The organism is Pseudomonas sp. FG86, assembly GCF_057808775.1.
Window position 1 is genome coordinate 107,171 of sequence record NZ_JBMDIS010000013.1, and the last position, 18,131, is coordinate 125,301.

16 protein-coding genes are annotated in these 18,131 nt (G+C 60.4%); 7 read left to right on the plus strand and 9 right to left on the minus strand.

Translation table 11 applies throughout. The annotated features are described in order from the left end of the window. The first annotated feature begins 154 nt into the window (after positions 1–154). Complete coding sequence (locus tag ACODSV_RS11805) at positions 155–655, plus strand: DUF305 domain-containing protein (protein WP_003098996.1); 501 nt, start codon at positions 155–157, stop codon at positions 653–655. Positions 656–1,141: 486 nt separating this feature from the next. Here ACODSV_RS11805 and ACODSV_RS11810 read toward each other — a convergent pair whose 3' ends face one another. Further along, complete coding sequence (locus tag ACODSV_RS11810) at positions 1,142–1,933, minus strand: response regulator transcription factor (protein WP_150053939.1); 792 nt, start codon at positions 1,931–1,933, stop codon at positions 1,142–1,144. Between the two features lie 139 nt (positions 1,934–2,072). On the opposite strand from ACODSV_RS11810, the gene ACODSV_RS11815 reads away from it, so the two are divergent. Then, positions 2,073–3,176 carry a polyamine ABC transporter substrate-binding protein gene (locus ACODSV_RS11815; RefSeq protein WP_489045432.1) on the plus strand — a complete coding sequence of 368 codons (1,104 nt, stop codon included), beginning with the start codon at positions 2,073–2,075 and terminating at the stop codon, positions 3,174–3,176. 63 nt (positions 3,177–3,239) lie between these two features. Further along, positions 3,240–3,491, plus strand: coding sequence for a hypothetical protein (locus tag ACODSV_RS11820; protein WP_024074341.1), 252 nt, complete (start codon positions 3,240–3,242; stop codon positions 3,489–3,491). A gap of 46 nt (positions 3,492–3,537) precedes the next feature. On the opposite strand, the gene pdxR is transcribed toward ACODSV_RS11820, so the two are convergent. Next, entirely contained in the window at positions 3,538–5,019 is a 1,482-nt protein-coding gene (gene pdxR / locus ACODSV_RS11825; RefSeq protein WP_150095192.1) for a MocR-like pyridoxine biosynthesis transcription factor PdxR, read from the minus strand. A gap of 77 nt (positions 5,020–5,096) precedes the next feature. Here pdxR and ACODSV_RS11830 point away from each other — a divergent pair, with 77 nt between their 5' ends. After that, on the plus strand, positions 5,097–6,758 hold the full coding sequence (locus tag ACODSV_RS11830) for a M24 family metallopeptidase (protein WP_150053942.1): 1,662 nt from the start codon (positions 5,097–5,099) through the stop codon (positions 6,756–6,758). A gap of 30 nt (positions 6,759–6,788) precedes the next feature. On the opposite strand, the gene ACODSV_RS11835 is transcribed toward ACODSV_RS11830, so the two are convergent. The 6 genes from ACODSV_RS11835 to ACODSV_RS11860 form a co-directional block, all read right to left on the minus strand. Then, the gene (locus tag ACODSV_RS11835; protein WP_150053943.1) at positions 6,789–8,528 is read right to left on the minus strand and encodes a dipeptidase; all 1,740 of its coding nucleotides are present in this window, start codon (positions 8,526–8,528) and stop codon (positions 6,789–6,791) included. Between the two features lie 95 nt (positions 8,529–8,623). After that, the gene (locus ACODSV_RS11840) at positions 8,624–9,841 is read right to left on the minus strand and encodes a phospholipase D-like domain-containing protein (protein WP_150053944.1); all 1,218 of its coding nucleotides are present in this window, start codon (positions 9,839–9,841) and stop codon (positions 8,624–8,626) included. 54 nt (positions 9,842–9,895) lie between these two features. Beyond that, the gene (locus ACODSV_RS11845) at positions 9,896–10,543 is read right to left on the minus strand and encodes a MotA/TolQ/ExbB proton channel family protein (protein WP_069075596.1); all 648 of its coding nucleotides are present in this window, start codon (positions 10,541–10,543) and stop codon (positions 9,896–9,898) included. Positions 10,544–10,560: 17 nt separating this feature from the next. Beyond that, the gene (locus ACODSV_RS11850; protein ID WP_150053945.1) at positions 10,561–12,840 is read right to left on the minus strand and encodes a TonB-dependent receptor; all 2,280 of its coding nucleotides are present in this window, start codon (positions 12,838–12,840) and stop codon (positions 10,561–10,563) included. 24 nt (positions 12,841–12,864) lie between these two features. After that, positions 12,865–13,578, minus strand: coding sequence for an energy transducer TonB family protein (locus ACODSV_RS11855; protein ID WP_150053946.1), 714 nt, complete (start codon positions 13,576–13,578; stop codon positions 12,865–12,867). 2 nt (positions 13,579–13,580) lie between these two features. Further along, positions 13,581–13,988 (minus strand): ExbD/TolR family protein, encoded by a 408-nt coding sequence (locus tag ACODSV_RS11860; RefSeq protein WP_017254317.1) that lies wholly within the window; start codon positions 13,986–13,988, stop codon positions 13,581–13,583. 190 nt (positions 13,989–14,178) lie between these two features. Between ACODSV_RS11860 and ACODSV_RS11865 the strand changes: the two genes are divergently transcribed. Together ACODSV_RS11865 and ACODSV_RS11870 are read left to right on the plus strand one after the other, a co-directional pair. After that, the gene (locus ACODSV_RS11865) at positions 14,179–14,733 is read left to right on the plus strand and encodes a GNAT family N-acetyltransferase (RefSeq protein WP_150053947.1); all 555 of its coding nucleotides are present in this window, start codon (positions 14,179–14,181) and stop codon (positions 14,731–14,733) included. Next, positions 14,730–16,304: an alkaline phosphatase D family protein gene (locus tag ACODSV_RS11870; RefSeq protein ID WP_150053948.1), complete on the plus strand. Its 1,575-nt coding sequence runs from the start codon at positions 14,730–14,732 to the stop codon at positions 16,302–16,304. Before ACODSV_RS11865 ends, ACODSV_RS11870 begins: the two co-directional genes overlap by 4 nt. A gap of 40 nt (positions 16,305–16,344) precedes the next feature. Here ACODSV_RS11870 and ACODSV_RS11875 read toward each other — a convergent pair whose 3' ends face one another. Beyond that, positions 16,345–16,971 carry a serine-tRNA(Ala) deacylase AlaX gene (locus ACODSV_RS11875; RefSeq protein ID WP_024074351.1) on the minus strand — a complete coding sequence of 209 codons (627 nt, stop codon included), beginning with the start codon at positions 16,969–16,971 and terminating at the stop codon, positions 16,345–16,347. An 89-nt stretch (positions 16,972–17,060) separates the two neighbouring features. On the opposite strand from ACODSV_RS11875, the gene ACODSV_RS11880 reads away from it, so the two are divergent. Further along, positions 17,061–17,993, plus strand: a complete 933-nt coding sequence (locus ACODSV_RS11880; protein ID WP_150053949.1) for a LysR family transcriptional regulator — start codon at positions 17,061–17,063, stop codon at positions 17,991–17,993. The last annotated feature ends 138 nt before the right edge of the window (positions 17,994–18,131 follow it).

Consider the following 18,131-nt stretch of genomic DNA (forward strand, 5'->3'; position numbering starts at 1 on the left):
ACCAGCGAGTTGAAGCGTTCGACGCCCCTACGTCCAGTTGGGGACTGGAAATCAGCGGTTAGTGATGCATCGCTCCACATGCTGATATATCGACAAAGTATCTGCCGCAGTACCAGTGACCCTGCCAGGTTGCCCCAGCACATAGGAGACGGAGATGGCTGAACATTCCCATGAACATCAACATCACACATCCGGTCAGATGGGTAAGCACGGCCGACCATACGCCAAGTTCTGGGTGAACATGGTGTTGGGCCTCGTCGTCATGTACTTCGTAATGTTCAGCATGATCGACGGCGCCAGGGACTTCAGAAACAATCTCAACATGCTCTACATGGCGGTCACTATGTGGGCGCCAATGGGCATCTTCATGCTAGCGACAATGCCCGGCATGTTTCCAAACCGGCGGCTCAATCTCGTGCTGTACGGCTTGTTTGCCGTTCTCACACTCGGTTCTTTTGCCGCTACCCGTGCTCAAACCGGAATCGGCGATCGACAGTTCATCGCGTCTATGGTCCCGCACCATTCGGGAGCGATCCTCATGTGCCGCGAGGCGCAGCTCTCAGATCCGGAACTCGTCAACCTATGCCAAGCGATTTCCGATGGCCAGCGCGCGGAGATCGAGCAGATGAACCGGATTGCTGCACGCCTTCGTTGAGGCTGGCTGCCACTACACTGGCGCCGCGTTGCGCTCCGGCGAAGTTAGCCGCAGCGATGTAAAGATGAGGACTTGCGGTGTTCCGATGCCGGCGGTTGTGTCCTACAGCCGTCCAGGTGCCAGGTAGTCCACGCGACACCACCCCGCGCTGCCTGCGGAGCGAGCGCAAGTCATGATCGTCGCAAGTTGGAGTTCGATAGCGAACCCGCTCAGCAGCTGGACGCATCAGGCGTAACGACGGGTGGATGGATCATCCTTGGACGCTGGTGGAAGTGGTTGGATGAACTTTGTTGCCGAGGGCGAAAAACAAGGCTATAATTGAGTTCTTCGCTGATCACCACAGTGGAGAAAGTGATTGGGAAACAGAGACTTAGCGCTCTAGTGCATGACTCGTTTCCCGCTCCATATTCAATGAAAACGCCGATCAGTGATGATCGGCGTTTTTGTGTGCGCGCGATTTATAGCGCAGCTGAAACCGGCGTCGCCTCAATGCTCCACCAGCGTTTCCTGCCTGGGCAGGAAGAAGCGAGTAAACAGCTCGGATTGAGATTTGATGTTCAGTTTGTTGTAGAGGTTGCGACGGTGAACTTTTATGGTCTCCGTCGACAGGTTCAGCTTGCCGGCGATTTCCTTATTGGAAAAACCACTCAACAGCAATTTGAGGACATCCTTTTCGCGTGCCGTTATTTGATTGCCCAGCTGGGTGATCGCCTCCGACCAGGGTGGCACTTCGACGAGGTTTTTTTCCAGGTCAGTCTCAAAGCACATGCGTTGATGCATCAATGCCAACACCCAGGGCTTGATGATATCCAGTGTCGTGATCTGCTCCGGGCCATACCGGGTGTTACTGCCAAATGAAATGCACAATGTTCTATCCGTGTCGAGTTGGACGTTGTACTGCACCTCATCCGCGTAGATGTACTGGGCGAAATACTGATGGTAATACTCAGTGGTCAGGAAGTGCTCAGGTGCAATGTCTGACAAATGAAAAAAGCCACTCTGCGGGTTTTCACGGTTGGCAATGTAAAACGGATCCAGCAGATAAAGCCCTTTTACATAGCGTTCAGTCAGTGCATCCACTTCGTCCGCATCCGCCACTTCGGTCATGCTGATGACTTGTACGTGTTGATCGCTGAAGACCAATACGACCCAGTTGTCGATCGGCACATATTCCTTTAATACGCGAACCAGTGAGCTCCAGAAGGCGGGACGATTGAGCTGCATGATCAGCGCCCCGGCCGACCGATGCCAGGCGAGGTTATGAAGGTCGAGTGACATTTTCTACCCCTTTAGGGTTAGGTATCCGCAGGGCATGGCTAAGTATTCGTAGGTATTTACTATTCAACGGTGCCCGGTATATTCACCCCCACAGCGGGGCATGGCCATGAGGGCCTGTCGTTTTGACAAGGATAGTTATATGAGTCAATTGCATTTGCGAGGCTTTTTTTTAACCGCGCTTGTTTGCCTGGGTGCAAGCGCCCCGGCCGCGGCGGAACAATCACGGGTGAATCTGTACAACTGGTTCGGTTTGATCGCGCCCGAGACCCCCAAGGAATTCGAGCAAAAAACCGGTACCCGGATGCATATGGATGCATTTGACAGTGCGGAGATCATGCAAAGCAAAGTGATGGCGGGGCGCACCGGGTATGATGTCGTCGTCGCCACCTCGAATGTCTTGCCAAGCCTGATCCAGGCGGGCGTGCTGGCGCCGCTGGACCGCACTCAACTGAGTAACTTTTCCCATATCGACCCCGAAATGCTGGCCTTGCTGGCGACCAATGACCCCGGCAACCGCTACGCCGTGCCCTATCTATGGGGCACCACCGGCATCGGCTATGACGTTGACAAGGTCAAGGCCGCGTTGGGTGATAACGCCCCGGTGGACAGTTGGGACCTGATCTTCAAAGAAGAAAACATCAGCAAGCTCAAGTCTTGTGGCGTAGCGATGCTCGACTCCCCGAGTGAAATCACCTCCATCGCGTTGCATTACCTCGGGCTGCCGAGTAACAGCCAGAACCCCGAGGATTACCAGAAGGCCCAGGCGCTACTGTTGAAAATTCGCCCTTACGTCCTCTACTTCGATTCCTCCAGAACCGACGCTGACTTCGCCGATGGCAATATTTGTGTGGTCGTGGGGTGGGCGAGTGGGGCGCTGATGGCGCAGGCAATCAACGAGAAAAACAACACCGGACGCAAGATTGCCTACAGCTTGCCTCGCGAGGGCGGGCTGGTCTGGTCGGAAAATTTCGTGCTGCTCAAAGACGCTCCTCACGCAAAGCAGGGCTTGGCGTTCATCAACTACATGCTTGAGCCGCAAGTCATTGCCAAGAGCTCAAACCACACGCTTTATCCGAATGCCAACAAAGATGCCACCGAGCTTGTCGAGCAGAAGCTGCGCAGCAATCCTTGGATTTACCCTTCCAAGGAGACCATTGCCACGCTGGTTCCTCTCGAACCGCTGCCCTTGAAGCTGGAACGCATCCGTACACGTGTGTGGACCAAGGTCAAGAGTGGTACGTGACCGGGTGAATGAGCAGGGCAGCCCAAGGGGCTGTCGCGCAGGCTCCAGGGAGGGAGGTAAATCATGTGCCAGTGCGACTTTCAGCGCGACGCGCAGTCGGACGATGACCAGGCTTACAAGGACATTGAAGAGCAGATTGGCCGCTCCACGCCCGAGCAGGCCTGGGCCATGTATTACGTCTCGACCGGCATGGTGCGTGAGCACATTACACGGGCGGTGATGGAGCATATCGGCAGGGGCAACCGCGCGCTGTTGCTCGAATTCCCCGAGCTTGCCCGGATTGAAGAGACGTCTCGATTCCTGCTGCCGCTGTGACGACAACGGCGGTCAGTGAGGATCGACGATTTGATCGCACTCGTGTTCATCGCGTGTTCGCCGCGTGGGCCAGGCGTAACGTGGCCTGGCGGATCTCTTCCTGGTTGAGTGACGCAAAGCCCAGGCGCAGTGCATTTTCCGCTTGGCCGGTGGGCGAGAACTGCCGGCCGCTGCGCACCACCAGCCCGTGCGTCAGCGCTGCTGCGACCATCTGGTCAACGTCTATTTGATCTTCGAAGCGCACCCACAGCGCCAGGCCACCTTCCGGCTCCCGCACATTGATGCGATCACCGAACGCCTCATGCAGGCACGCCTGTAAGGTTTCGCGGCGGGCCCGATATTCTTTCGACACCCGGCGTAGATGCTTCTTCAACTCACCGTCATTGATCAGGTCCGCCAGCATCTTTTGCGCAACCGCATCGGCGTCCCCCAGCATCAGGGCAGCGTTGCGATGCAGGGCTTGAATCAGGTCAGTGGGGGCCACCACATAACTGCAGCGAAACGTCGAGCCGAGTGCCTTGGATAACGACGCGATATAGATCACGTGGCGCTGCGCGCGGTCGCTGGCCAGCGGGAGGTAGGGGCGCCCGTTAAAGTGATATTCGTGGTCGTAGTCTTCTTCGATGATGCAGAAGTCATGCAGTGCCGCCAATGCGAGCAGGTGTTGCCGTCGCGCGGCGTGCAGGCTGACGGTGGTCGGAAACTGGTGGTGCGGGGTGACATAAATCATCCGCACTTTATGTTCGCGACACAGACGGTCGACCTGGTCCGTGCGACAGCCTTCCTCATCCATCTCCACCGTGACCAGTTGCGCCCCCAGCTTTCGGAAAATTTCCCACGCTGGTGGGTAGCTCAAGCGTTCCACCAACACCACGTCGCCGGGTTTGATCAGCAGGCTGGCCGTCAGGTGCAGCGACACTTGAGTGCCTTGGGTCAGGCAAATATTGTCGGCGTTGACCGCCAGCCCGCGGTTGTTGCGCAGCATCTCGGCGAGGGCGCAGCGCAACTGATAGCCGGTGCCCTCGCTGCCAAAGCGCACCGTGTTGGACGCAAAGCTGTTACGCAGGGCATTGCGATAGTAGCGATGTAACACGGCTTGCGGCAGCAAGCGGTGGTCGCTGGTGCCATTGTCGAAAAACAGCGCGTCATGCCGATGATGCAGTGCCGTCACCTGGGCGTTCTGGTCGAAATACGGGGCGTTCGTCTGTGCCAGGATGTGGGGGGCGAAGGACTGTTGCGCATGGCTGGGCAGGTGCCTGGACGCCAATTGCGCATTGACGAAGGTGCCCCGACGCGGCTCGCTGACCAGCCAGCCTTTGGTCTGTGCCTCTTCGTAGGCCAGGATTACGGTCTTGCGATTGACGTCGAGCAACTGCGCCATCTCCCGCGTGCCGGGCAGCAACGTACCGGGCGGTAAGCGTCCTTCGACGATCGCGGTCACCAGGCCCTCGGCGATCTTGCGGTAGGACGCTTGGCTGGCGCTCGCGTCAAGCTTGAGCAGCGGGCGCCATTTACGCATCTGGACCATATGAAGTATCCAAAACTGGAGGTTTTAATGGGCCTAGTCTAACGCAACAATCAAGCCTCACTGACCCCGAGGTTGTTATGAATACACGTCATGTCATCGAACTGTCCCCCTCCGGCCAAACCTTTGAGGCCGGTGACGAACTGTTGCTGGATGCCATGCTTGCCCAAGGCTTGTCGGTGCCGTTTTCTTGCCGGCGCGGTGCCTGTGGATCGTGCAAGGTGGTGGTCGCAGAGGGTCACTACCGGGCCAAACCCCTGGCGCCTGGCGCACCCGCGCCGAGTTACCCGCTGGCGGCGGATGAGATGCTGCTGTGTCAGAGTCATGCCTGTGGCGACATGCGCCTGGAAATCCCGGGTTGGTCGCTGGACGCGCCCACCCTGGCGGTCGAGGCGCAGGTCGTGAGCATTCGCGCCCTGAGCCCCGATGTCATCGAGTTGGTGCTGCTGCCCAATACACCCCTGGAGGTGCGGGCCGGGCAGTACGTCAAGTTCTGCCTGGACGACGGCGACTCGCGTTGCTTCTCGATAGCCAACCTGCCGGCCCAGGATGACGGACGCCTGGTCTTTCATATTCGTCGGGTGGTCGGCGGGCATTTTTCCGACATCCTCCTGGCTGCACTCGACGTCGGCGACGGGTTGACGCTGGAAGGGCCTTTTGGTGCTTGTACCTGGCAAGACGTGGACGCCAGCGCCGCCGTGCTGTTTGCCACGGGCACCGGTTATGCCGGCATCAAGCCCATCCTGCTGACGGCGCTGGCGCGCAAGGCAGAGGTCACGTTGTATTGGGGCGGCTCGCGGCCGGAGGACTTTTACGACAGCGCATTTCTCGCCTGGGCGAGTAGCGAGTTCCCGGGGTTTCACTGGCACCCGGTGCTGGCGTCCCAGGGGCGGGTGCAAGAGGTGGCGCTGAGCCATGGGCATGCCTGGGCAAACACCCAGGTCTGGGCGTGCGGCAACAGCGCCATGATCGGCCACGTCCGCCAACACTGCCTTGAGGCGGGTCTGCCGGCTCACCGCTTTGTCGCCGAAGCCTTTGTGCCCAGCGGACGTTCGAGTGCAGAAACCCCAGCACTCGCGTTTGACCCGATCTGGGAAAAAGTCGGCCCACGCTATTCACTGGATGGCATGCTGGCGGCACGCGAACACTCCATGCGTGCCCTGGGGGCGATCGCCAGCCAACTGACGGTCGGTATGACCACGGCCGAGGCCCTCGAAATGGCGGCCCGGCAACTGCAAGCCATGGGCGCTTCGCATACCTGGCACCCGACCTACATTCGCTTTGGCGATGACACCGTTCGCCCGCCCAGGGAGGGGATCGACCCGCTGCGCAGGCTGCGCGCCAGCGATATCGCGGTGGTGGATCTTGGCCCCGTGTGGGACGGCTACGAAGGCGACTACGGCGACACGTTCGTGTTCGGTGAGGCGCCGCTGCACCTGGCGTGCAAAAAGGCCCTGCATGAAGTCTTCGATGAAACGCGCGAAGCGTGGACGCGTGGCCTGACCGGTTGCGAACTCTATGACTTCGCTGAATCCCGTGCCGTTTCAAAAGGCTGGAGGTTGGCGCGCAACCTGGCCGGGCATCGCATCGCCGATTTCCCCCACGCGTTGTTCGAGTGCAAGGAGTTGGCTGCCTTGGAGATCCCCCCGAGTGAAATGGCCTGGGTCCTGGAAATCCAGCTATGCCATCCCACCGAACCCGTCGGTGGGTTCTTCGAGGATATCCTCATGCTCGACGTCTGAGAGCCCGCCGTTGCGGCGGGCTCCGTCCGGTCAGAGCTTCGGCAGTTGCCCGATACGGCCCATCATTTCGGTAACGATCTGCAGGTCCAGCAAGAACTGGTCGACGGTCTTGAACTCATTGTCGGTGTGGCCGGTGTATTTCACTTCCGGGCGCGCCAAGCCGAACTGCACGCCGTTCGGCAGCTCATGCACCGACGTCGCGCCGGCCGAGGTCCCGAACTTGTGTTCCATGCCCAGGTTTTCGGTGGCCACCGCCAGCAGGGCCTTGACCCACTCGCCTTCGGGGTTGCGGTACATCGGTTCGGCGATTGAGTAGGTGAAGTCCACTTTGACTTTGGTTTTCTTGTCCCAAGCGCTCAGCTTGTCGGCAATCTCGGCTTTGAGTTTTTCCGGCGACTTGCCCTTCGGCACACGCAGGTTCACCGCCAGCTTGAAGGCTTTGTCATCCAGGCCGACAAACGTCAGCGAGGTGGTCAGCGGGCCCATGAAGTCATCGGCGAAACCTACGCCCAACTTGCCCCCCAGGTAATCCAGGCCCCAGTTATCCGAGGCATACCGCGCGGCGTCGGTGATGTGGTTGTGCTTGAGGGCGATCGTGCCGTCGACGCTGTGGATCAATTCCAGCATGCGCGCCACCGGGTTGACACCGGACTCCGGTTCGGACGAGTGCGCGGACACGCCGGTGACGGTCAACTTGACGTCTTTGCCGTCGACCTTGGCGGTGACCTCGAAATCGCCGCCGTTGCGCTTGGCGTATTCAGCCCCGGCCTTTTGCAGGCTGGCGGCCAATTCGGCCGGCTTGTCGCTGACCAGGGTGGCGACTGAAGCCGACGGAATCTGGTTGGTGGCCATGCCGCCGGTCATCGAGATGATTTCCGCGCCTTTGCCTTCCCCCTTGCGACGTGGGAAGGTGGCCATGACCGTGCCATAGCCTTTCTCGGCAATCACCACCGGGTAACCGCCATCCAGTGCCAGGTTGTACTGCGGCGTCGGGTTGCGCTCGAAGTAATACGGGATCGCATCCCCCGACGTTTCCTCGGTGGTGTCCACCAGCAGCTTGAAATTGCGCGCCAGTGGCAGTTTCTCCTCCTTGATCACCTTCATCGCATACATCGCCACCACAATACCGTTCTTGTCATCCTCGGTGCCGCGGCCATACATGCGGTCGCCAATCAGCGTGACCTTGAACGGATCGAGCTTTGTGCCGTCCTTGAGTACCCAGTTTTCTGGCGTGACTGGCACGACGTCGGCGTGGGCATGAATACCGACCACTTCATCGCCGCTGCCCTCCAGAGAGATTTCGTACACGCGGTTGTCGACATTGCGGAAGCTCAGGTTGAAGGCTTTCGCCAGGCCCTGGAGCTTGTCGGCGATCTTGAGGAATTGCGGGTTTTTGTACTGCGGCAGGCCATCCACGTTGAAGGTGGGGATTTCCACCAGCTCGCGCAGGGTTTCGAGGGCAGCCTTGCCGTACTTCACGCGGGTGTAGATACCCAGCAGGCGATGGATTTCGTTTTGCTGCTCGGCGGTGAGGGGCTTGTTGTCGAGAAATGCACTGATGGCCGGGCCCACGTCGCTGGTTTTGCCCAGCTCGCCCTTGGCCAGGGTGCCGAGGAAACCACGAAAATCAGTGACGGAGGTTTCGCTGAAACTCTTGATAATCGCCGTGCTCTGCTGCGCGGTGATGTTGGCGAAGGCGGGCGAAGTAAAGGCCGAAAGACTGGCCGCGAACAGGGTCGCAACGGCCAATTGCTTAAGTGGAAAGTGCATGGAGGGACGCATTCCTTTGCAGGTAGTGAGTAGGACGTTTCTGATCGATCTGTCAGAAACATTTCCACACACTACCATTACTCAGGTGTCCCTGGTCAATGCTGGCCAGGATGGGGCGCCGGGTACTCATCGGTGACGTTCAAGGCTCTTGCGTAGGGCCCGTCCCACAGCTGCTCATGCAGATCCCCTATACGCCTGGCCATCGTTTCACTGCGCATCACCACTTCCAGATTGCGCGAGTTATCCAGGTAGCCACCCAGCCAATTGCTGGTACCCACCCACGCCACTTTCCCGTCGATCTCCAGGGTCTTGCTGTGGATGACCCGCGCGTAGGGAATAAACCCTTGCTTGGCCTCGGGCAGGGTGACGATCTTGATCTGCACGTTGGGCAGTACCGCCAGGCTTTTCAGGTACGGCAACTCCAGTGCGTCGGTGTTCCAGTTCGACACCATCAGCTTGATCGACACCCCCCGCGCGGCGGCCGCTCGCACGGCGTTGTCGATCACGGCGTAATACGGGCGGGTTTTATCCGGGCCGTAGGACAGCGGCGCGTAGTCGAGCAACTGCACGCGGACTTCGTGTTGTGCTTCGCTGAGCAGGCGTGGCAGTTCGAGTTGTGAATCACCCACGCCCGGCGGGTTGTAGCGTTGCGGGCTGGCCACCAGGTAGTTGCCGGTGCGCGCGGGTGCTGTACCGGCGGCCGGCAGGGGCACGGGTTGGTGCTCGGTGAGGGCGGCCTGCGCTCGCCAGTCCTGGTCAAAGATCGCCTGTACCTGGCTTACCACCGGGGCGTCGGTGATCCGCAGTCCGGTTTCATGGATATGTTCCAAAGAACGCCAGTCGAAATTCTGGCTGCCGATAAACGCCTGTTTGCCATCGACCACCATGTATTTGGCGTGGAGGATCCCGCCGCTCAGTTGTCCGTACGACAACACGCGTAAGCTCAGGTTGGGAATCGCGCGTAAGCGTTCCAAGGTGGAGGCTTCTGACAAGCGAATGCCTTTTTCCTCCAGCAGGAAGCGAATCTTCACGCCGCGTTTGCCAGCGGCTTCCAAGCGTTCGATGACGCTGTCCATCACCGAGCCGGGGTGATCCACCGCGTAGAACTGGCCGATATCGATCGTACTTTTGGCGCCGTCGAACAGTTCGATCCACACCGGGCCCGGCTGGCGCAGATCGGCGGTGCCCAACGCGGTATCCACCGGCACGGTGTGCACCAGTTCAAACCCCGGAATCGAAAAATCCGCCTGGACCAGCGGACTCATGAGCAAGCCGGCGAGGCCTGCAATGCGCACTTTCAAGGAGAGGGACATAGCGGTCTCGAGTCAGAAAAAGAAGACGGGCGCATCACGCGCCCGTCCTAACACTTACGCAGTACGGCTGTGCAACGCCGCAGGCACCAGATGCGGCACTTCACCCTGCACACGGGCACCGGTGGCGGCGCGAATCAGCAGGATCTTCAACTGATCGTTGATGCGCTCCAGACTGTCCTGGAAGAAGTTGTGGAAGACCACGCAGAACAGCGCAATGGCGATCCCCAAACCGGTGGCGAACAACGCGGTACCGATGCCACCGGAAATCTGCCCTGGGTCGGACACGCCCGCCGAGGCCAGCGCCTTGAACGTGTCGATGATGCCGAGGATGGTGCCCAGCAAGCCCAGCAGCGGCGCGGCGGTGGTGATGGTCTCGATGATCCACAGGCTGCGGGCGAGTGGCGCGCGGGTGGTCAGGTATTGGGTTTCGATCACGTCATCCAGGTCCTTGCGCGAACCGTGGGAGGCCTTCTGTGCCAGCACCGGCACCACCATGCTTAATGGCAGGCTGTCGCGACGCGTCAAGCTATCCGGCAAGTCGCGCTCGCTGTGCACCTGGGCGCCCAGTGCCGCGGTCAAGGCGCGTGCCTGGCGGCGGACGTAGGCGAAGTAGATGCCTCGTTCGATGGTGATGAAGATGGCGATGGCCATCGCGGCATACATCACATAGAAGGTGATGTCGTGGAGCAGGTTCATGTCCATGTTCACTGACCTCGCAGTTAGAAATTGGCTTCCAGGGACACCGTCACGGTGCGTTCCAGGCCGACGATGTAGGCCGGGTCGCCGTCGCGGAAACCACCGTAGGTGGCGGCGTTGGTCTTGGTGGTGTACACCCCGTCCAGGTACTTCTTGTCGAACAGGTTGTCGACGTTCAGGCGCAGGGTCGCGTCCTTGACCACCTTCTTGTCCACCGGCAGGTAGATACCGGCGCCGGCGTTGAACACGGTGCGCCCGGAGATGGCTTCATCGTTGGTCAGGTCGCCGTAGAGCTTGCTGGTGTATTTGCCGCCGAAGGTGCCGTAGAAGCGCCCGTCGTCATACCCGATGTTGGCTGCCAGCATGTTTTTCGGCACGTTGGCGAACTGCTTGCCGCTGGTGGGCAACAGGATCGCTTTGCCGGCGTTGTAGACGGTCAGGTCATCCTGCTGCTCGGCCTTGGTGTAGGTGTAGGAGGTGTAATAGTTGAAGTGGTTGGGCAGCAGGCCGCTCCACTCCAGCTCCAGCCCGCTGTTGTTGACGGAGCCGGCGTTGATGTCGGCGAAGTCGCCGTTGATGTCCTTGGACGACACCTGGCGATCCTTGAACTGCATGTAGAACAAGGTGGCGGCCACGGTCATGTCGTCGCCGGTGAAGCGCCAGCCCAACTCATGGTTCCAGCTGGTTTCCGGCTTGGAGTTGATCGAGTCCACGCCCTTGTCGTACAGCACGTAGTTCTGCGGGATACGCATGTTGCGCGACAGGCTGTAGAACAGTTGGTCGCGTTCATCGAGCTGGTATTTGAGGCCAGCGTTGGGCAGCAGTTTGTTGTAGCTCTGGTTACGTTTTTCGGCTTGTTCGGTGAGGCTGCCGTGGTTGGTACCGTCACGCTTGACGTTCATGTACGCCAGGCCGGCCACCAGGGTCCAGTCGGGGGCGAAATACCAGGTGTCCTGTGCCCAGACTTTCTGTGCTGGCGTGACGGTGAAGCGGTCGCGACCCTGCACGGTATTGCCGTTGGCATCGACCACGGCGTCGCCGTCCGGCCAGGTGTCGGTGGGTTTGCCGTTGTTCTTGAGCGCAATGAACGGTTGGGTCTGGCTCTGCCGCGCGCGTTCGTACCAGTAGCCGAATTGCAGGCTGTGTTCTTCCAGGTCCCAGTTCAGCTTGGTGGTAATCCCTGGTCGCCACGTCTGCGTGCGCGAAGGGCGGTAGTACACGCCGGTGGTGGAGGAACCGTCGGCGTTGTACTGCGCTGCGGTAGGCAGGTTGCTCAGGTCGAATACGCCGCCAGCGTTCGAGCCACGGTTGAGTGCGTAGCTGGATGAGCCGACCCCGCTGCCGTTGCCCCAGTAGTAATACGGGATCACCGACAGGGCCAGGTTATCGGCCAGTTTGAACTGGGTGTTGAGCACGCCGGTAAAGGTCTGGAACGGGTTCTGCGCCAGGGCGTAGTAGCTATTGAGCTTGCCGTTGCTACCCACGGTCGGCGTGGCGGGGTAGGGGTCGTACTTAGGGCCGTTCTGTTGGAATTGGGCCTTGGTCAACTGGCTATAACTGTTGTTGTCCTGCTCGTGGTACTTGAGGATCAGGTTGGCGGTGTTGCCGTTGCCCGCATCGAAGAAACTGTTCCACTCGACCTTGTCCGCCCGCACGGCACCTGAACCACGCCACATCTCGCCTTCGGTGTGGGACACCGATAGCCAGTTGCTCAGGCCATTGACCTCGCCGGTATTGAGACGGGCGAAGGTCTTGCGCGTGGCGTTGCTGCCCATGATCTGTTTGACGAACGCGCCGGTTTCCTTGGTCGGGCGAATGGTCACGATGCCGATATTGCCGCCGCTGGAGCCGATATGCGGGCCGTCGGATTCGGCCGAGCCCTGGGTGACGAAGATCTGGTCGATGTTTTCCGGGTCGCCCAGCAGGTTGGAATACAACGCGTAGTTGCCGGAATCGTTGATCGGCATACCGTCCACGGACATCCCCACCTGATCGGAGTTAAGCCCGCGCATGGTGAAGCGAAAGCCCGAGAGGCCGGTGTTGTCTTCACTGGAGATATTCAAGCCCGGGGTGTACTTGAGCTTGTCGATCGCATTGCCGGTGGCGGTCTGTTTATCCAGGGCCTCCTTGGTCACGGTGGAGCGAGCCTTGATGCTTTCTTCCTGCACCATATAACCGCCACCGGCAGTGGCTTTGCCCTGAACCCCAATGGTCCCGACATCGCTGTCGCTGGTGTCGGCCATGGCCATGCCGTGGCCCATGCTTGCGGCAACGAGTGCCAGATGAATCCGTGTGAACCTCATCACTGTCGTCCTGGTGTCGGGTGCTTATTGCACGCTGTAGTTGAAGGTGGCGGTGAAGCGCTGCTCATTGCGCCCCCCGAAGGCTTGCTCGGGGAACGGCTTGACTTGCTTGATACGACGCAAGCTGTTGGTGGCGGCCCGGTTGAGCAACATGCTCGAGGCCTGGGTTTGCAAGCCGGAGTCGAGTACCCGACCCTGGCGGTCTACCAGCAGCCAGATCACGACCTCGCCGGTGGGGCGTTCGAGGGAGGCCTGGCGTCCGGTGGGGTATTGCTTGTAGGTGTCCAGCTCATTGCGCAAACCCTTGAGGTAACCGCCTTCCAGGGCCTGGCTGTCGACTTTCGGTGGCGCAGGCGGTGCGGGTGTCGGCGCCGCCGGGGCAACCACGGGTGGCGCCGGTTTGGCGGCGGCTACCGGTGGCGCGGTGGGCGCGGTTTTGGTGATCACCGGTTTGGGTTGCGGTTTTGGCTTGGGCTTGGGTTCCGGCTTGGGCTGTGGCGGCGGTGGGGCCGGCGGGGCCTCTTCGTCCTCGATCACGGGGGGTGGCGGCTCTTGTTCCACCACCGGTTCCGGCACCACTTCGGGCTCCGGTTCGACCAATGCCAACTCGACCGCCGACTCGTCGTACACCGGCTCGACTTTCAACGTCTGGGACTGGATACCCAGTGCAATCAGCACCAGGGCGATCAGGGCCGGCACACTGCCGAGCAGCTGACGCGCACGAAACAGGACGTACATGATCAGGACTTACGCGTGGCAATGGACACGGAGGTAAAGCCACCCATACGCAGGGTGTCCATCACCTCGACCAGGCGCGACACTTCCACGCCCTTGTCGCTGTTGACGATGATCGTCGACTTGGTATCAGGCTTTTCTGCCGCCTTCAGCGCCGGTACCAGAGCATCGACCGTAAGGTCTTTGCCGTCGAGTTGCAGCTGGCCTTCCAGGCCCAAGGTCAGGATGAATTTGTTCTGTGGCTTGAGCTGTTGTGAGCTGCTGGCGCTGGGCAACTGGGTCTTCATACCGAGCGCCGGAATCACGTTCAGGCTCACGAGTACGAAAAACACCAGGAGGAACATCATCACGTCGATCATCGGGATCAGTTCGATGTGTGCCTTGCGCTTCTTGGGTTCATCCCAGGTTCTCATTCCGCTACCCCGTTATTGAATTAGGGGCGACACGCTAGCAATGAAAAATGACCGAACGGTTAACTTTAGTTGACGTTTTGAGGGCTCTAGGACGCGTCTTACAGACGACTTACCGGTCATTTCCGGGGTGTAACCAAACTGACACTCACAGGGGGCATTCTCAAAAACTTTACATTGAGGTGCCCCTGGAATGAGTAGCCAATTGCCACATCTCTCCACCTCGCGACTGCTGTTGCGAGCGCTGGAAAAAGCCCAGGCCGAGACGTTGTGCGCCCTTGCCAACGGGCCGAACGTTGCCGACAACACGGCCAGCATTCCGTCGCCGTACACGCTGGAAGACGCCCATGGTTTTATCGACGGCATGCAGGAAAAATTTCGTTCCCTGGGCTTGATTAGCCTGGGCATGCATCGGCGTGACATAGACGCGTTGGTGGGCATCGTTAGCCTGCGCATCAACGCTACTCATCACTACGGGCACTTGGGTGGCTGGGTGGCGGCGGATGCGCGCAACCAGGGGTATGCGGCCGAAGCCGCGCGTGCGCTGATGGACTACGGGTTTACCGAACTCGGTCTGTATCGCGTGGGAAGCCAGTGCTTCAGCCGCAACAAGGAGTCAGCGCGGGTCATGGAAAAAATCGGCCTGCAATACGAAGGTTGCAGGCGCGGGGCGTATCTCAAGAATGGGGTGTATGAAGACATGCTGGTGTTCGCCGCGGTACGTGAGGACTGGGAGTCTCGGTCATGAGCGGCGAGATTGATCTTGGCCGCCGCCGGGTACTTGCCGGGCTGGCGGTGGCTACCACCTTTTCGATTCTCAGCCCGTTCGCCCGCAGTGCGGGAGTCGACTATCCCTTCACCTTGGGCGTGGCGTCTGGCGATCCGCTGCCAGATGGCTTTGTGATCTGGACACGCCTGGCGCCGTTGTTCAATGCGGTCGATGGCCAGGGTGGCTTGAGGCGTGCGGTGCCGGTACGTTGGCGAGTGGCCAGCGATGCGGCGATGACACGCATTGTGCGCCAGGGCGAGGTGATGGCCACCGAGCGGTTTGCCCATTCGGTGCATGTGGAGGTCGCGGGGTTGGTGGCGGGCAGGCCGTATTGGTACCAGTTCGAGGGGCTGGGGGCGCAGAGCCCGGTGGGGCAGTCGCGTACGGCGCCGCCACGGGATGCGATGGCATCGGCACACGTGGGGTTTGTTTCCTGCTCGCACTGGGAGCGTGGTTATTTCAGCGCCTATCGCCACCTGGCGGCGGAGCAACCCGACCTGGTGTTCTTCCTCGGCGACTACATCTATGACAATTCCTATGCGGCCGATTCGGGCAAGATCATTCGTCCCCATGGCAGTGGCAATGCGGTGAGCCTGAGGGACTACCGCAACCGCTACGCCCTGTACAAAACCGATCCGGACCTGCAGGCCCTGCACGCCGCGGCCCCCAGCGTGGCCACCTGGGACGATCATGAGGTGCAGAACGACTACGCCAACCGCTGGTCCCAGGACCCCAGGATTCCAGTGGCACAATTTCTCCAGCAACGGGCAGCGGCCTACCAGGCGTTCTACGAACATATGCCGCTGCGCGCCAGCAGCCTGCCCCACGGCTCGGACATGCGTATCTACCGACGCCTGGACTACGGACGAGTGGCGCGTTTCCACGTACTCGACGGCCGCCAGTATCGCTCCGAACAACCGTGCATCCTCGCCAATGGCAGCCACCAGGGGCATGTAGCGGCCAATACTTGCGCCGACTTGCGTGACCCAGGGCGCACGATGCTGGGGTGGCAGCAGGAGGCCTGGCTGGACCAGGGCTTCGCCCAGTCCAAGGCGCAGTGGAATGTGATCGCCCAGGACTTGCTGGTGGCACCGCTGACCCAACGCGACCTGACCAGCCACATGCCTGGGCGCTGGACCGATGGGTGGGATGGCTATATGGCTAATCGTTCGCGGATGCTGGCGTCCATCGAGCGTCATCGGGTCAAGAACCCGGTGTTCTGGGGCGGCGATATCCATTCGTTCTGGGTCACGGACCTGCATGCCGATGGCGATCGCCCGGATTCACCGGTCGTCGCCACCGAGTTTGTCGGCACGTCGGTGACGTCCGACGGGCCGCCCTATGACGCCTTCACCCAGATCCTGCCGCTGAACCCCCATGTGAAGTTTTTCGACAGTCGCCAGCGGGGCTATGTGTCGGTGGCATTGGAGGCGCGAAAGATGCTGACGAACTTTCGGGTGATTACCGATCCGCGCGACCCGGCAGCCACCGTTTCGACGCTCAAGTCGTTTGTAGTGGAGCCGGGGCGGGCAGGGGCGATCATGGTCTAGGGCGTGCTTTTATCGCTGAGTTTGCCGCTGATGGGTTGTGTCAGTTGATTTCGTAGCGAACGGACAACGCGCCCTTTTTCTCCGACAGCGCCAGGATCGTCACCTGGCCCAGCTCGCTCAACGCTTGCACATGGGTACCGCCGCAGGCATAGGCGGGCAGTTCGCCAAAGCCGACTTCCCGGGTGCCATCTTCCAGCGTCATATGGCGCGGGAAGTCGGCGGCGATCCATTGGTTGACCTGCTGCTGAATGGCTTCGGCGTCCATGGTCTGGGCCTGTTCGCCACGAATAAACGTGATCTTGCCTTCGCCTGGCCAATGGTGCGCCTTGATCGGCATCCAGCCGAGTGTTTCGCCGACATTGCCGATCAAGTGGCCGGCGGAATGCAGGCGGGTATGCAGGGTGCGACGTTGCTCATCGACCCGCGCCGTGATCGGGCCCGGTTCCACCGGCTGGTCGACATAGTGCACCACGCGATCGGCCTCTTGGGTGACCCGCACTACCTGACTGCCGCCAAGCCAGCCCGTGTCGAACGGTTGGCCACCGCCCTGGGGGTGGAAAATCGTCGATAGCAGGATGACGGCAAATTGCCCTGCGTGCGGCGTGCAGCTCAGCACTTCAAGCTCGGCTGTGAGGTGGTCGTGGGTGAAAAACAGGCGCTCGGTCATTCTCTACATCCGCATCAAGGTTCTGCGGGCAGTATAAATAGTGCGTGAATGAGTGATAATCCGCTGAATTATCAATGGACCTGTGCGTCATGAGCATCAATCTTCCCTTGCCGCTGCTGGGTGAAATGGCGATCTTCGTCAAAGTGGTGGAAGCCGGCAGTTTCTCCGCAGCGGCGCGGCAATTGAGTGTTTCGCCGTCGGCGGTGAGCCGGAGTATTTCGCGACTCGAACAGGCGCTGGCGACTCGCCTGCTGCAGCGCACCACGCGCAAGTTGCGTTTGAGCGAGGGCGGCGAAGAAGTGTTCAAGCGTTGCCAGGAGATGGTCAACGCGGCGCGCTCGGTGATGGAAATCAGCGGCCAGTTCACCCACGAGCCCGAGGGCCTGGTGCGGGTCAGCGTGCCCAAGGCGGTGGGGCGTTTTGTGGTGCATCCGCATATGCCGGAGTTTCTGCGGCGTTATCCCAAGGTGGATGTGCAACTGATCCTGGAGGATCGGCATGTGGACCTGATCGACGACAACGTCGACCTGAGCATCCGCATCACCGACAGCCCGCCGCCTGGGCTGGTGGGGCGGCAACTGCTGCCCATCGAGCACTTGCTGTGCGCGACACCCCAGTATCTGGCCGAGCACGGCACGCCTGGCCATCCCCAGGATTTGTTAGGACACAGTTGTATCTACCTGGGGGAAACCCCAGGGGATTCACGCTGGAAATTTCGCCAGGGCGGCAGGGCGGTGACGGTCGGCGTGCGTGGGCGTTATGCGGCAAACCACACGGGCGTGCGGCTCGATGCCGTGTTGCAGCATGTGGGGATTGGCAGCTTGCCGTATTTCACCGCGCGGCATGCCTTGGAGGAAGGGCGCTTGGTGCAGGTGTTGCCCGCGTGGGATTTTATTGCGTCCTACCATGGTCAGGCGTGGTTGCTGCATTCGCCAACGCGGTATCTGCCGCCGAAGTTGCGGGTGTTTATCGATTATCTGGTGGCGTGCATGGCGAAGGAGCCGACGTTGAGCCGCCGCTGAGTCTCTGACGTAGCGCTGTCGCACAGCAAACTGGAAACCCTGTGACGAGCGGGCCCGTTGTGGCGAGCAGGCCCGTTGTGGCGAGCGGGCTTGTTGTGGCGAGCGGGCCTGTTGTGGCGAGCGGGCTTGCCCCGCGTT